The 13449-nt window shown below is 69.3% G+C and carries 24 protein-coding genes and 1 pseudogene; all 25 read right to left on the bottom strand.

Going from position 1 to position 13449, the window contains the following annotated elements:
- Positions 1 to 324: pseudogene (locus DY240_RS33530) on the bottom strand (tRNA pseudouridine synthase A); the annotation flags it as partial.
- 22 nt (positions 325 to 346) lie between these two features.
- Positions 347 to 955: a 50S ribosomal protein L17 gene (gene rplQ / locus DY240_RS33930; RefSeq protein ID WP_119662863.1), complete on the bottom strand. Its 609-nt coding sequence runs from the start codon at positions 953 to 955 to the stop codon at positions 347 to 349.
- Positions 956 to 1002: 47 nt separating this feature from the next.
- Positions 1003 to 2016 (bottom strand): DNA-directed RNA polymerase subunit alpha, encoded by a 1014-nt coding sequence (locus tag DY240_RS27540; protein ID WP_069110661.1) that lies wholly within the window; start codon positions 2014 to 2016, stop codon positions 1003 to 1005.
- A gap of 91 nt (positions 2017 to 2107) precedes the next feature.
- Positions 2108 to 2713 carry a 30S ribosomal protein S4 gene (gene rpsD / locus DY240_RS27545; RefSeq protein ID WP_119662864.1) on the bottom strand — a complete coding sequence of 202 codons (606 nt, stop codon included), beginning with the start codon at positions 2711 to 2713 and terminating at the stop codon, positions 2108 to 2110.
- A gap of 35 nt (positions 2714 to 2748) precedes the next feature.
- Positions 2749 to 3147 carry a 30S ribosomal protein S11 gene (gene rpsK, locus DY240_RS27550; RefSeq protein WP_026877472.1) on the bottom strand — a complete coding sequence of 133 codons (399 nt, stop codon included), beginning with the start codon at positions 3145 to 3147 and terminating at the stop codon, positions 2749 to 2751.
- 80 nt (positions 3148 to 3227) lie between these two features.
- On the bottom strand, positions 3228 to 3605 hold the full coding sequence (rpsM, locus tag DY240_RS27555; protein WP_116947034.1) for a 30S ribosomal protein S13: 378 nt from the start codon (positions 3603 to 3605) through the stop codon (positions 3228 to 3230).
- Positions 3606 to 3774: 169 nt separating this feature from the next.
- On the bottom strand, positions 3775 to 3888 hold the full coding sequence (gene rpmJ, locus DY240_RS27560; RefSeq protein ID WP_015883600.1) for a 50S ribosomal protein L36: 114 nt from the start codon (positions 3886 to 3888) through the stop codon (positions 3775 to 3777).
- Between the two features lie 73 nt (positions 3889 to 3961).
- A complete protein-coding gene (infA, locus tag DY240_RS27565; protein WP_026877474.1) occupies positions 3962 to 4183 on the bottom strand; it encodes a translation initiation factor IF-1 in 222 nt (73 codons plus the stop codon).
- A 222-nt stretch (positions 4184 to 4405) separates the two neighbouring features.
- The gene (locus tag DY240_RS27570) at positions 4406 to 4864 is read right to left on the bottom strand and encodes a DUF1707 SHOCT-like domain-containing protein (protein WP_119662865.1); all 459 of its coding nucleotides are present in this window, start codon (positions 4862 to 4864) and stop codon (positions 4406 to 4408) included.
- 204 nt (positions 4865 to 5068) lie between these two features.
- Positions 5069 to 5884 carry a type I methionyl aminopeptidase gene (gene map, locus DY240_RS27575; RefSeq protein WP_119662866.1) on the bottom strand — a complete coding sequence of 272 codons (816 nt, stop codon included), beginning with the start codon at positions 5882 to 5884 and terminating at the stop codon, positions 5069 to 5071.
- A gap of 25 nt (positions 5885 to 5909) precedes the next feature.
- A complete protein-coding gene (locus tag DY240_RS27580) occupies positions 5910 to 6491 on the bottom strand; it encodes an adenylate kinase (RefSeq protein ID WP_119662867.1) in 582 nt (193 codons plus the stop codon).
- Positions 6488 to 7792, bottom strand: coding sequence for a preprotein translocase subunit SecY (gene secY, locus DY240_RS27585; protein WP_119662868.1), 1305 nt, complete (start codon positions 7790 to 7792; stop codon positions 6488 to 6490). The genes DY240_RS27580 and secY overlap by 4 nt, the downstream gene beginning before the upstream one ends.
- 172 nt (positions 7793 to 7964) lie before the next feature.
- Entirely contained in the window at positions 7965 to 8414 is a 450-nt protein-coding gene (rplO, locus tag DY240_RS27590; RefSeq protein WP_119662869.1) for a 50S ribosomal protein L15, read from the bottom strand.
- A gap of 5 nt (positions 8415 to 8419) precedes the next feature.
- Entirely contained in the window at positions 8420 to 8602 is a 183-nt protein-coding gene (rpmD, locus tag DY240_RS27595; RefSeq protein ID WP_119662870.1) for a 50S ribosomal protein L30, read from the bottom strand.
- The gene (gene rpsE / locus DY240_RS27600) at positions 8599 to 9219 is read right to left on the bottom strand and encodes a 30S ribosomal protein S5 (RefSeq protein ID WP_119662871.1); all 621 of its coding nucleotides are present in this window, start codon (positions 9217 to 9219) and stop codon (positions 8599 to 8601) included. Before rpsE ends, rpmD begins: the two co-directional genes overlap by 4 nt.
- A 35-nt stretch (positions 9220 to 9254) precedes the next feature.
- Positions 9255 to 9638 carry a 50S ribosomal protein L18 gene (gene rplR / locus DY240_RS27605; protein WP_119662872.1) on the bottom strand — a complete coding sequence of 128 codons (384 nt, stop codon included), beginning with the start codon at positions 9636 to 9638 and terminating at the stop codon, positions 9255 to 9257.
- 3 nt (positions 9639 to 9641) lie between these two features.
- Positions 9642 to 10181 (bottom strand): 50S ribosomal protein L6, encoded by a 540-nt coding sequence (gene rplF / locus DY240_RS27610; protein WP_119662873.1) that lies wholly within the window; start codon positions 10179 to 10181, stop codon positions 9642 to 9644.
- A 20-nt stretch (positions 10182 to 10201) separates the two neighbouring features.
- Positions 10202 to 10609 (bottom strand): 30S ribosomal protein S8, encoded by a 408-nt coding sequence (rpsH, locus tag DY240_RS27615; protein WP_119662874.1) that lies wholly within the window; start codon positions 10607 to 10609, stop codon positions 10202 to 10204.
- A gap of 75 nt (positions 10610 to 10684) precedes the next feature.
- Entirely contained in the window at positions 10685 to 10870 is a 186-nt protein-coding gene (locus tag DY240_RS27620; protein WP_119662875.1) for a type Z 30S ribosomal protein S14, read from the bottom strand.
- Between the two features lies 1 nt (position 10871).
- Positions 10872 to 11444: a 50S ribosomal protein L5 gene (rplE, locus tag DY240_RS27625; protein ID WP_119662876.1), complete on the bottom strand. Its 573-nt coding sequence runs from the start codon at positions 11442 to 11444 to the stop codon at positions 10872 to 10874.
- Positions 11444 to 11788, bottom strand: coding sequence for a 50S ribosomal protein L24 (gene rplX / locus DY240_RS27630; protein WP_119662877.1), 345 nt, complete (start codon positions 11786 to 11788; stop codon positions 11444 to 11446). Before rplX ends, rplE begins: the two co-directional genes overlap by 1 nt.
- On the bottom strand, positions 11785 to 12153 hold the full coding sequence (gene rplN, locus DY240_RS27635) for a 50S ribosomal protein L14 (protein ID WP_046772624.1): 369 nt from the start codon (positions 12151 to 12153) through the stop codon (positions 11785 to 11787). Before rplN ends, rplX begins: the two co-directional genes overlap by 4 nt.
- A gap of 7 nt (positions 12154 to 12160) precedes the next feature.
- Positions 12161 to 12478 (bottom strand): 30S ribosomal protein S17, encoded by a 318-nt coding sequence (gene rpsQ / locus DY240_RS33540; RefSeq protein ID WP_074946514.1) that lies wholly within the window; start codon positions 12476 to 12478, stop codon positions 12161 to 12163.
- Entirely contained in the window at positions 12475 to 12885 is a 411-nt protein-coding gene (gene rpmC / locus DY240_RS34240; protein ID WP_119662878.1) for a 50S ribosomal protein L29, read from the bottom strand. Before rpmC ends, rpsQ begins: the two co-directional genes overlap by 4 nt.
- On the bottom strand, positions 12885 to 13304 hold the full coding sequence (gene rplP, locus DY240_RS27650) for a 50S ribosomal protein L16 (protein ID WP_092614288.1): 420 nt from the start codon (positions 13302 to 13304) through the stop codon (positions 12885 to 12887). The genes rpmC and rplP overlap by 1 nt, the downstream gene beginning before the upstream one ends.
- Positions 13305 to 13449: the final 145 nt, after the last annotated feature.

The following is a 13449-nucleotide window of genomic DNA, read 5'->3' on the forward strand; positions in this document are numbered from 1 at the left end:
CGGCAGCACCCCGGCCAGCCGCCGCAGCAGCGCGACCGCCGGCGGCCGGTCCGACCGGCCGGGCGTCGCCGCCCACGCCGTCGCCGGGACGTCGACGTGGCAGACCTGGCCGCGGGCGTGCACCCCGGCGTCGGTGCGCCCGGCGACGGTGAGCCGCGGCGGGTCGATGCGCAGCACCCGGCCGAGCGCCTCCTCGAGGACCCCCTGGACGGTGCGCCGGCCCGGCTGCGCGGCCCAGCCGGAGAAGCCCGACCCGTCGTAGGCGAGGTCGAGCCGGACACGCAGCAGCCCGCCGGCCCCGGACGCGGGATCGGCGGGCTGCATGGTGCTGACGTGCTGAGTGAGGTCAGGCCTTCTCGGCCGAACCCTCGGCGGCGTCGTCGGACGCGGCCTCCTGAGCCGAGTCGCCGGCGTCGGACGCGGACTCCTCCGCACCCGCGGCCTCGTCGACGGCGGCCTCGGCCTCGGTCGTCTCGGCCTTGGTCTCCTCGGCCGGGGTGTCGGTGACCTCGGCCGCCGACGCGGCAGCGGCAGCCGGAGCCGCCGTCGCCGCCGCACGCCGGGTGGCGTTCGTCGCCTCGGTCACGACCTGCTCGGCCAGCGGCTCGACCAGCTCGATGACCGCCATCGGAGCGTTGTCACCCTTCCGCGGACCGATCTTCACGATCCGGGTGTAGCCGCCGTTGCGGTTCTCGTAGCGCGGGCCGATCTCGGCGAACAGCGCGTGCACGACGTCCTTGTCGCGGATCGTGCTGAGCACCTGGCGCCGCGCGTGGAGGTCACCGCGCTTGGCCTTGGAGATCAGCCGCTCGGCGACCGGACGCAGCCGGCGGGCCTTGGCCTCGGTGGTGGTGATGCGGCCGTGCTCGAACAGCGCGGTCGCCAGGTTGGCGAGGATCGCGCGCTGGTGAGCCGGCGAGCCTCCCAGGCGAGCACCCTTGGTTGGGGTGGGCATGGTGATCGTTCTCCTGTGTGGTGGCGACCGCTACCGGCCGCGCTCGGTCAGTACTGCTCGTCTTCGGCGTAGGACTGGTCGTCGTCGCCGTAGCTGTCGACGGCCGCGGCCGGGTCGAAGCCGGGCGCGCTGTCCTTCAGGCCGAGGCCCATGGTGGCCAGCTTCGCCTTGACCTCGTCGATCGACTTCTGGCCGAAGTTGCGGATGTCGAGCAGGTCGGCCTCGCTGCGGGAGACGAGCTCACCCACGGAGTGGATGCCCTCACGCTTGAGGCAGTTGTACGAACGGACGGTGAGCTGCAGGTCCTCGATCGGCAGCGCGAGGTCCGCGGCCAGCTGGGCGTCGACCGGCGACGGGCCGATCTCGATGCCCTCGGCCTCGATGTTCAGCTCGCGAGCGAGACCGAACAGCTCGACCAGCGTGCTGCCGGCCGACGCGAGCGCGTCGCGGGGCCGGATCGAGGGCTTGGTCTCGACGTCGACGATGAGGCGGTCGAAGTCGGTGCGGCCCTCGACGCGGGTCGCCTCGACCTTGTAGGTGACCTTCAGCACCGGCGAGTAGATGGAGTCGACCGGGATGCGGCCGATCTCGGCGTCGGCGCGCTTGTTCTGCACGGCCGACACGTAGCCGCGGCCGCGCTCGACCGTCAGCTCCATCTCCAGCTTGCCCTTGCCGTTCAGCGTGGCGATGTGCAGGTCCGGGTTGTGCACCTCGACCCCGGCGGGCGGCGCGATGTCGGCGGCGGTGACGGCGCCGGGGCCCTGCTTGCGCAGGTACATCACGACCGGCTCGTCGTGCTCGGAGGAGACGACGAGGCCCTTGAGGTTCAGGATGACGTCGGTGACGTCCTCCTTCACCCCCGGGATGGTGGTGAACTCGTGCAGCACACCGTCGATGCGGATCGACGTGATGGCCGCGCCGGGGATGGACGAGAGCAGGGTCCGGCGCAGCGAGTTGCCGAGCGTGTAGCCGAAGCCCGGCTCGAGCGGCTCGATGGTGAACCGGGCGCGGTAGTCGTTCAGCGACTCTTCGCTGAGACTGGGACGCTGGGTGATGAGCACTTCTGACTTCCTCTCCGCGACGCCCGCTATATGACTGTCGCGATCAGGCTGCCGTGGCCGGCCGGGTTGCCGGCCACGGCGGTGGTGCGGACTACTTCGAGTAGAACTCGACGATGAGCTGCTCCTGCACCGGCGTGTCGATCTGCTGCCGGGTCGGGAGCTGGTGGACCAGCACGCGCAGCTGGTTCGGGATGACCTCGAGCCACGCGGGGACCGGGCGGTCGCCGTGGGTCTCGCGGGCGATGATGAACGGGGTCGTCTCCTTGGACTTGTCCCGCACGTCGATGACGTCGTGCAGCGCCACCTGGTACGACGGCACGTTCACCTTGCGGCCGTTGACCAGGAAGTGGCCGTGGACGACCAGCTGGCGGGCGTGCCGGCGGGTGCGCGCGAGGCCGGCGCGGTAGACGACGTTGTCGAGGCGCGACTCCAGCAGCTGGAGGAGGACGTCACCGGTGCGACCCTGGCGACGGTTGGCCTCCTCGTAGTAGCGGCGGAACTGCTTCTCGAGGACGCCGTAGGTGTAGCGCGCCTTCTGCTTCTCGTGCAGCTGGAGGCGGTACTCGCTCTCCTTCTGCCGGCCGCGGCCGTGCTGGCCGGGCGGGTACGGACGGCGTTCGTACGCCTTGTCCTCGCCGATCAGGTCGACGCCGAGCCGGCGCGACTTCTTCGTGAGTGGACCGGTGTAACGGGCCATGGTGGTTCAGATCTCCTCGTTCGTCTCGGGGGGCGTCAGACGCGGCGGCGCTTCGGCGGCCGGCAGCCGTTGTGCGCCTGCGGGGTCACGTCCGAGATGGACCCGACCTCGAGGCCGACGGCCTGCAGCGAGCGGATCGCGGTCTCCCGGCCCGAGCCCGGGCCCTTGACGAACACGTCGACCTTGCGCATGCCGTGCTCCTGGGCACGGCGGGCGGCGGCCTCGGCGGCCATCTGCGCGGCGAACGGCGTCGACTTACGCGAGCCCTTGAAGCCGACCTGGCCGGCGCTGGCCCACGCGATCACGTTGCCCTGAGGGTCGGTGATCGAGACGATCGTGTTGTTGAACGTGCTCTTGATGTGCGCGACACCGTGAGCGACGTTCTTCTTCTCCTTGCGGCGCACCTTGGTCTGGCGGCCCTTGGCGGGTGGCATGTGTGCGGTACTCCTGTCCGAAAGCTTCTGAGGTCAGCGGTTCGCTGCTCGCGACGGCGACGATGGCGCCGTCGCGGCACTCACTTGCCGGCCTTCTTCTTGCCGGCGACGGTCTTCTTCCGACCCTTGCGGGTACGGGCATTCGTGTGAGTGCGCTGACCACGGACGGGAAGCCCGCGGCGGTGCCGGATGCCCTGGTAGCTACCGATCTCGATCTTGCGGCGGATGTCGCTCTGCACCTCGCGGCGGAGGTCACCCTCGATCTGGTAGTTCGCCTCGATCCAGTCGCGGAGCTTGACCAGCTCCTCGTCACCGAGGTCCTTGACACGGATGTCCGGGCTGACGCCCGTGTTCTTGAGAGTCTCCAGCGCTCGGGTGCGCCCGATGCCGAAGATGTAGGTGAGTGCTACCTCCAGGCGCTTGTCGCGCGGGAGGTCGACGCCGACGAGGCGTGCCATGCGGTGTTCCTCACTGATTCGTTCGCGGAGGTGTCTGGCGCACCGCGTCCCGGCGATCCTGTGCCGCCGAGCCCCGGCCTCCGCCCGGGGGTGGTCCCTGCCGTCACGGCAGGGGTGCAGGTGCGTTGTCCTGGGTATTCAGTTGTGTCCGGGCGAGCGGTGCCGGTGATCAGCCCTGGCGCTGCTTGTGGCGCAGGTTCTCGCAGATCACCATGACCCGGCCGTGACGGCGGATCACCTTGCACTTGTCGCAGATCGGCTTGACGCTCGGCTTGACCTTCATCGGGGACTCTTTCGTTGACGTGTGCCGAGAGTTCGGAGTGGGCCGAAGCCGCCGGCAGTGTCGTGGGTGGTCGTTACTTGTAGCGGTAGACGATGCGACCGCGGGTCAAGTCGTACGGGCTCAGCTCCACCACCACGCGGTCCTCGGGGAGGATCCGGATGTAGTGCTGGCGCATCTTGCCGGAAATGTGGGCGAGCACCTTGTGACCGTTCGAGAGCTCCACCCGGAACATGGCGTTCGGGAGAGCCTCGGTCACGGTGCCCTCGATCTCGATGACCCCGTCCTTCTTCGGCATGTCCTCCGCACTTCTTCTGTCGGTCGTCTTCGCCTCGGCACACCACGCCACCAGGAGTCCTGAACGGGACGGGCGGCGAGCTGTCACGCGCACCCCGTCCCCGTCGAGAAACGACCGGAACCAGCCGCAGGGCGCAACGAAACAGACCACAGTGGGCCGACCAAGAATTGTACGGCACCCGGCCTACCAGAAGCGAATCGCGCGAAGCAAGCCGACCCGCGGTCAGCGTTGGGCAGGCGTCTCCCCCGCACGGTACGCCAGCTCGAGGCCGCCGAGCAGCACGCCCCAGGGCCCGGCCACCCAGATCGGCCAGAAGTACTCGGGGCCGCCGCCACCGATGCTGACCAGCAGCCACACCATCAGGTTGATGGCCACGCAGATGCCGTAGAACCACCACGCGCCGGTGAGCAGGCCGCGCGCGATGCGCCGTCCGGTCCGCCGCGGGACCGGACGCGGCGCCGACAGTGGCCGCGGCATGATGCCGGCCGGCTGACGACGCACCGGCAGGTCGGCGATGAGCCGGTCGAGGTCTTGGTACGTCTTGGCGGCATAGGTCGACTCGACCCGCGCGAGCAGCTCGTCCTGGCTCAGGCGGCCCTCGCCGTGCGCGTCGCGCAGGATCTCGGCCACGCGATCGCGATCGGCGTCGCTGGCCCGCATCTCGAACCGCTCGGCTCCCATGCGTTCCAGTATCCGCCGACGACCGGCGTCCGCCTATCGGGGTAACCCCCCAGTTCGCCCCCGGGACCACCCCCACCCGCCCACGTTGATCTTGGAGTTGTTCGGCAATCACGGCCCGATTTGCCCGATAGATGGCCGAACAACTCCAAGATCAACTTCGGCCGAGGCTAGGGGACGGGCGACCGGCGGCGGGGCGGCGGACCGTCAGCCGCGCGTGGCCGCCGCTGCGGGGACGCCGAGGGCCTCCAGCCGGGCCGCGCCGCCGTCCAGGGCCGTGAGGACCCAGGGACCGTCGGGCGTGACGGCGATGCTGTGCTCGAAGTGGGCCGCCCAGGAGCCGTCGTCGGTCTTGACGGTCCAGTCGTCGTCGAGAACGTGGGTCTCGGGGCCGCCGAGGGTGATCATCGGCTCGACCGCGAGGCACAGGCCGGGCACCAGCTTGGGGCCGCGCTGGCGGGTGCGGTAGTTCATGACGTGCGGGTCCATGTGCATGGCGGTGCCGATGCCGTGGCCGCCGTACTCCTCGACGATGCCGTAGTCGCCGCGCGACTCGATGGCCTTCTCGATGGCGGTGCCGATGTCGCGCACCCGGCGGCCGGCCTTCATCGCGGCGATGCCGGCCCACAGCGCGTCCTCGCAGTCGACGAGCAGCCGCGCCACGTCGTCCGGCAGGTCACCGGAGCCCACCGGCACCGTGACCGCGGCGTCGCCGTGCCAGCCGTTCAGGACTGCGCCGAAGTCGAGCGAGACGATGTCGCCGTCGCGGAACGGGGTGTCGTCGGGGATGCCGTGGACCACGACGTCGTTGACGGAGACACAGACCGTCGCCGGGAAGCCGCCGTAGCCGAGGAAGTTCGACGTGGCGCCGCGGGCCTTCAGCTCGCGCCGGGCGATCGCATCGAGGTCGAGCGGGGTGGCGCCGGGCACGATGGCCTCGCGCATCACCTCGTGGATCTCGGCCACGACCAGCCCGGCCGCGCGCATGCCGGCCAGCTGTTCCGGCGACTTGATCTCGATGATCGCTCCTCGTGGACGGAGGACCGGCTCAGTGCGGCTGCGGCGGCTGCGCGATCGCGTCGGCCACCCGCTGCTGGACCTCCTCGACGCTGCCCAGGCCGTCGACCTCGAAGACCAGGCCGCGGTCGCGGTAGACGGCGATCAGCGGCGCGGTCTGCTGGAGGTAGACCTCCTGGCGCTCGCGGATGACCTCGGGGCTGTCGTCGGAGCGGCCCTCCTGGATGGCCCGCTGGTGCAGCCGCTTGACGACCTCGTCGACGTCGACGTCGAGGACGATGACGTGGTCGAGCTCGTGGCCCTGCTCGGCCAGCACCTTGTCGAGGAAGTCGACCTGCGAGAGCGTGCGCGGGTAGCCGTCGAGCAGGAAGCCGTCGGCGACGTCGGCCTGCGAGAGGCGGTCGCGGACCACCTCGTTGGTCAGCTCGTCCGGCACGTACCGGCCGGAGTCGAGGTAGCTCTTCACCTCGCGGCCGAGCTCGGTCTGGTCGGCGATGTTGGACCGGAAGATGTCGCCGGTGGAGATGGCCGGCACCGCGAAGCGCTTGGCCACCAGCTCGGCCTGGGTGCCCTTGCCCGCGCCCGGCGGGCCCATGATCAACAGTCGCGTCACCGCAAGAACCCCTCGTAGTTGCGCTGCTGCAGCTGGCTCTCGATCTGCTGCACGGTCTGCAGGCCGACACCGACCATGATCAGGATGGAGGTGCCACCGAACATGTTGTTGAACGACTGGCCGCCGTCGGCAGGGTTCAGCACGTTGAAGGCCAGCAGTGGCAGGAGCGCCACGAGCGCCAGGTAGATGGCGCCGGCCGACGTGATGCGGTTGAGCACGTAGGCCAGGTATTCCTCGGTGGCCCGGCCGGCGCGGATGCCCGGCACGAAGCCGCCGTAGCGCTTCATGTTGTCGGAGATGTCCTTCGGGTTGAACGTGATGGACACGTAGAAGAACGCGAACCCGACGATCAGCAGGAAGTACGCCGCGATGTAGGCGGGGTGGTCGCCGCGGGTGAAGTTGTCCTGGATCCACAGCGCCCAGCCCGACGTCTGGTTGAACTGCGCCGCGAGCAGCGGGATGTACAGCAGCGACGAGGCGAAGATGACCGGGATGACGCCCGCCTGGTTGATCTTCAGCGGGATGTAGGTGGCCGAGCCGCCGTACATGCGCCGGCCGACCATGCGCTTGGCGTACTGGACGGGGATGCGGCGCTGCGCCTGCTCGACGAAGACGATGAGCGCGACGACGATGAGGGCGACCGCGATGACGAGGCCGAAGATGCCCCAGCCGCGGCTGGTCTGGATGCCCCAGAACAGGCCCGGCACGCTGGCGACGATCTGGGTGAAGATCAGCAGCGACATGCCGTTGCCGACACCGCGGTCGGTGATCAGCTCGCCCAGCCACATCACCAGGCCGGTGCCGGCGGTCATCACGATGATCATGATGGCGGCGGTGGTCAGCGAGTCGTCCTGCAGCACCTCTTCGGGGCAGTTCGGGAAGAACTGCCCGCGGCGGGCCAGCGTGACGATGGTGGTCGCCTGCAGCAGCGCCAGGCCGATGGTGAGGTAGCGGGTGTACTGCGTGATCTGCGCCTGACCCGACGCGCCTTCCTTGCGCAGCGCCTCGATGCGCGGGATGACGACCGTCAGCAGCTGCAGGATGATGCTGGCGGTGATGTACGGGATGATGCCCAGCGCGAACACCGCGAGCTGCAGCATCGCGCCGCCCGAGAACAGGTTGAGCATCCCGTAGATGCCCTCGTTGCCGGCGAGGTCCACACAGGTACGCACCGCGGGGACGTCGACGCCGGGCGTGGGCAGGACCGAACCGACCCGGAAGATCGCGATGATGCCCAGCGTGAACAGCAATTTCTGGCGCAGGTCAGGTGTACGGAACGCCTGCGCGAACACTCTGAGCACTTCAGGGCCTCCTGCATGGCCGACGGCGGAGACGACTGCGGAGTCGAAGCCGGCGCGGTGGTACGGACGGAACAGACGGTAACACCGCCGGGTCCGAACGACCGAAAGCGCCTGTCGCCTGGTAAGACGGCAGGACGCTCTCGGAACCGTTCGGCCACACGGTGCGGGGCGCCTACACCTCGGTGACGGTGCCCCCAGCAGCGGTGATCTTCTCCTTGGCGCTGGAGGAGAACGCGTTGGCGTTCACTCGCAGCGCAACGGAGATCTCACCGGTGCCCAGAACCTTGACCGGCTTGCCGGCCCGCACAGCGCCCTTGGCCACGAGGTCGTCGACGGTGACGTCCCCGCCCTCCGGGAAGAGCGACGCCAGCTTGTCCAGGTTCACGACCTGGAACTCGACGCGGAACGGGTTCTTGAACCCCTTCAGCTTCGGCAGGCGCATGTGCAGCGGCATCTGACCGCCCTCGAAGCGGGCGGGCACCTGGTAGCGGGCCTTGGTGCCCTTGGTGCCGCGACCCGCGGTCTTGCCCTTCGACGCCTCACCGCGACCCACACGGGTCTTCGGGGTCTTGGCGCCGGGGGCCGGCCGCAGGTGGTGCGGCTTCAGCGGCGAGTTGCTCATGCCTCTCAGACCTCCTCGACGGTGACCAGGTGCGCCACCGTCTTGACCATGCCCCGGATCTCAGGGCGGTCCTCCTTGACGACCTCGTGTCCGATCCGCTTCAGGCCGAGCGAGCGCAGGGTGTTGCGCTGGGACGACGTCCCGCCGATCGGGCTCTTGACCTGACGGACCTTCAGCTGCCCGCTCATGCCGACGCTCCCGCGGCCTGGGCGCGCAGCAGCGCGGCCGGTGCGACGTCCTCGAGCGGCAGGCCACGGCGGGCCGCCACCTGCTCCGGACGCTCCAGCGACTTCAGCGCCTCCACCGTGGCGTGCACGATGTTGATCGCGTTGGACGAACCGAGCGACTTGCTCAGGACGTCGTGGACGCCGGCGGCCTCCAGGACGGCGCGCACCGGGCCACCGGCGATGACGCCGGTACCGGGCGAGGCCGGACGGAGGAGCACGACGCCGGCGGCCTTCTCACCCTGCACGGGGTGCGGGATGGTGCCCTGGATCCGCGGCACCTTGAAGAACGCCTTCTTGGCCTCCTCGACGCCCTTGGCGATGGCCGAGGGCACCTCCTTGGCCTTGCCGTAGCCGACGCCCACGGTGCCCTCGCCGTCGCCGACGACGACCAGAGCGGTGAAGCTGAAGCGCCGGCCACCCTGCACGACCTTGGCGACGCGGTTGATGGCGACCACGGTCTCGATGTAGTTGGTCTTGTCCGCACCGCCGTCGCCGCGACGGTTGTCGCGATCGCGACGGTCACGACGATCGCGGCGCTCGCCACCGGCACCGCCACCGCGGCGCTGGGGTTCAGCCATGATGTCCCTCTATCCTCTCGAGATTCTGATCGCTGTCAGAGCTTCAGGCCGCCCTCGCGGGCGCCCTCCGCCACCGCGGCCACGCGGCCGTGGTACTGGTTGCCGCCGCGGTCGAAGACCACGGCCTCGACACCGGCCGCCTTGGCGCGGTCGGCGACGAGCTCGCCGACCCGGCGCGCCTTGGCGGTCTTGTCGCCGTCGAACGAGCGCAGGTCGGCCTCCATGCTGGTGGCCGAGGCCAGGGTGCGGCCGGTGGCGTCGTCGACGACCTGGACGACCATGTGCCGCAGCGACCGGGTGACGACCAGGCGCGGCCGCTCGGCCGTGCCCGTGACCTTCTTCCGGACCCGCAGGTGCCGGCGGTCGCGGGCAACTCGCTTGTCGCCCTTCTTGATGTGGCGATTGATCGCGATGCCCATGTGTTACTTCCCAGCCTTTCCGACCTTGCGCCGGACGTGCTCGCCCTCGTAGCGCACGCCCTTGCCCTTGTACGGCTCGGGCTTGCGGATCTTGCGGATGTTCGCCGCGGTCTCGCCGACCTTCTGCTTGTCGATGCCCTGCACCGAGAAGCGGGTGGGCGACTCGACGGCGAACGTGATGCCCTCGGGCGGCTCGACGACGACCGGGTGGCTGAAGCCGAGGGCGAACTCGAGGTTCTGGCCCTTGGCCGTGACGCGGTAGCCGACGCCGACGATCTCGAGCTTCTTCACGTAGCCCTCGGTGACGCCGGTGACCATGTTGGCGACCAGCGTGCGGGTGAGCCCGTGCAGCGCCTTGCTCTCACGCTCGTCGTCGGGACGGACGACCTGCAGAGTGCCGTCCTCGCCCTTCTCGACGCCGATGACCTCGGGCAGCGTGTGGTTCAGCGTCCCCTTGGGACCCTTCACCGTGAGCGCGCGGCCGTCGATGTCGACCTGGACGCCGGAGGGAACCGGGATCGGGAGCTTGCCGATGCGCGACATGAGTGGTGCGCTCCTTCCCGTTACCAGACGTAGGCGAGGACTTCCCCGCCCACACCCTGCTTGGCTGCCGCCTGGCCCGTGAGCAGGCCCTGCGACGTGGAGATGATGGCGATGCCCAGCCCGCCGAGCACGCGCGGCATGTTCGTGGCCTTCGCGTAGACCCGCAGACCCGGCTTGCTGACGCGGCGGATGCCGGCGATCGAGCGCTCGCGGGACGGGCCGTACTTCAGGGTCAGCTCGAGGGTCTTGCCCACCTGACCCTCGGCCGGCTCACGCACGGAGAACTCGGCGATGTAGCCCTGCTGCTTGAGGATCTCGGCGATGTGGACCTTGATCTTGCTGTGCGGCATCGCCACGGTGTCGTGGTGCGCCGTGTTGGCGTTGCGCAGACGGGTGAGCATGTCTGCGATCGGGTCGGTCATGGTCATGTGTGGTTGCCGCTTTCCCGTCGTGGTTTCCGCATGGCGGACCTGCGACGATCCGATGGGTCTGGCTGCTGGGTCTTACCAGCTGGACTTGGTGATGCCCGGCAGCTCGCCGCGGTGCGCCATCTCGCGCAGGCACACCCGGCACAGCCCGAACTTGCGGTACACCGAGTGCGGACGGCCGCACTTCTGGCACCGGGTGTACGCACGCACCGCGAACTTCGGCTTGCGCGAAGCCTTGATGACAAGAGCCTTCTTGGCCACGTCAGTTCTCCTTGAACGGGAAACCGAGCAGCTTGAGCAGCGCCCGACCCTGGTCGTCGTTGGTGGCGGTCGTGACGACCGTGATGTCCATGCCGCGGACCCGGTCGATCTTGTCCTGGTCGATCTCGTGGAACATCGACTGCTCGTTGAGGCCGAAGGTGTAGTTCCCGTTGCCGTCGAACTGCTTGCCCGACAGGCCGCGGAAGTCCCGGATGCGCGGCAGCGCGATGGTCACCAGGCGGTCCAGGAACTCCCACATGCGGTCGCCGCGCAGCGTGGCGTGCGCACCGATGGGCATGCCCTCGCGCAGCTTGAACTGCGCGATCGACTTGCGCGCCTTGGTGATCGCCGGCCGCTGGCCGGTGATGGCCGCGAGGTCGGCGACGGCGCCCTCGATGAGCTTCGCGTCGCGGGCGGCCTCGCCGACACCCATGTTGACGACGACCTTGGTCACCGTCGGCACCTGCATGACGTTCGCGATCTGGAACTGCTCGCGCAGCGCCGCGATGATCTCGTCGCGGTAGCGCTGCTTGAGCCTTGGAATGGCCCTGGAGGGCGCGTCAGTGATGGTCATCAGATGTCCTCACCGGTGCGCTTGGCGTACCGGACCTTGTTGCCGTTGTCGTCGATGCGGTACCCGACCCGGGTGCCCACCGTCTTCTTCTTGCCGTCCACGTCGGCCTCGACGGCGATCATCACGTTCGAGACGTGGATCGGCGCCTCCTGGTGGATGATCCCGCCGGACTGCTGCGTGCCGCGGGCGGTCTGGGTCGGCTTCTGGTGCTTGGTGATGCGGTTGACGCCCTCGACGAGGACACGCTCCTGGCGCGGGTAGGCCGCGATGACCTTGCCCACCAGGCCCTTGTCCTTGCCGGCGATGACGATGACCTTGTCACCCTTCTTGATCTTCATGCTCACAACACCTCCGGAGCGAGCGAGATGATGCGCATGAAGCGCTTGTCCCGCAGCTCGCGACCGACGGGGCCGAAGATGCGCGTGCCGCGCGGGTCCCCGCCGTCCCTGATGATGACCGCCGCGTTCTCGTCGAAGCGGATGTAGGAGCCGTCCGGACGGCGTCGCTCCTTCACGGTCCGCACGACCACGGCCTTGACGACGTCGCCCTTCTTGACCGCGCCGCCGGGGATGGCGTCCTTGACGGTGGCCACGATGACATCACCGATGCCGGCGTATCGCCGACCGGAGCCACCGAGCACACGGATGCACAAGAGCTCCTTGGCACCGGTGTTGTCGGCGACCCGCAGCCGCGACTCCTGCTGAATCATCTCGCTCCTACTTCGCCTTCTCGAGGATCTCCACGACGCGCCAGCGCTTCGTGGCCGACAGCGGACGGGTCTCCATGAGCAGGACGCGGTCGCCGATGCCGGCGGTGTTCTGCTCGTCGTGGGCCTTCAGCTTGCTGGACCGACGCACGACCTTGCCGTAGAGCGGGTGCTTGAAGCGGTCCTCGACGGTGACGACGACGGTCTTGTCCATCTTGTCGCTGACCACCACGCCCTGGCGGGTCTTGCGGTAGCCACGGCCGCCCGGGGCGTTCCCGGCGGTCTTCGGGCTCTCGGTCACGTTCTCTTCCTTGTTCGCGGGGCTCACTCGGCACCGTCCTCAGCAGCGGCCTTCTTGGCCGTCCGCTTGCGCGGCGCGGCCTTCTTCGGCGCGTCGGCCTCGTCGGCCTGGACGTCGTCGGCCTTGGCCGCGGCCTTCTTCGCCGCGGTCTTCTTCGGCTCGGCCTTGGCCTCGGCCTTGTCGGCCTTCTTCGGCTCGGCCGGCGCGGCCACGACCGTGACGATGCCCAGCTCGCGCTCGCGCATCACCGTGTAGATGCGCGCGATGTCGCGCCGGACGGCCTTGAGCCGGCCGTGGCTCTCGAGCTGACCGGTGGCACCCTGGAACCGCAGGTTGAACAGCGACTCCTTGGCCTTCTTCAGCTCCTCGACCAGCTCGTCGTCCGAGCGGTCGCGCAGCGACACGGCGTCGAGGTTCTTCGAACCGATCGCCATCAGAACTCACCTGCCTCGCGCTTGACGATGCGCGCCTTCATCGGGAGCTTGTGGATCGCGCGCGTGAGCGCCTCGCGAGCCACGGTCTCGTTCGGGTACGACAGCTCGAACATGACCCGGCCCGGCTTGACGTTGGCGATCCACCACTCCGGCGAACCCTTACCGGAACCCATGCGGGTCTCGGCCGGCTTCTTCGTCAGCGGACGGTCGGGGTAGATGTTGATCCACACCTTGCCGCCACGACGGATGTGCCGGGTGATGGCGATACGAGCGGCCTCGATCTGGCGGTTGGTCACGTAGTGGCCCTCGACCGCCTGGATGCCGTACTCACCGAAGGCCAGCGACGTGCCGCCCTTGGCCATGCCGCGGCGCTTGGGGTGGTGCTGCTTGCGGTGCTTGACCTTGCGGGGGATCAGCATGGTCTCAACCCTCCTGGCCCGCGGTGGTCGCCGCGGCGTCGGTGGCCGGCGCCTCGGGCGCGGTCGCCGGAGCCTCGGTGGCCTGGGTCGCGGGAGCGGTGTCGCGGTCGCCGCGGCCACCCGGCCGGCGGCGCTCCGGACGGCC

The organism is Jiangella rhizosphaerae (genome assembly GCF_003579925.1).
In the GTDB taxonomy this organism is placed as follows: Bacteria; Actinomycetota; Actinomycetes; order Jiangellales; family Jiangellaceae; genus Jiangella; species Jiangella rhizosphaerae.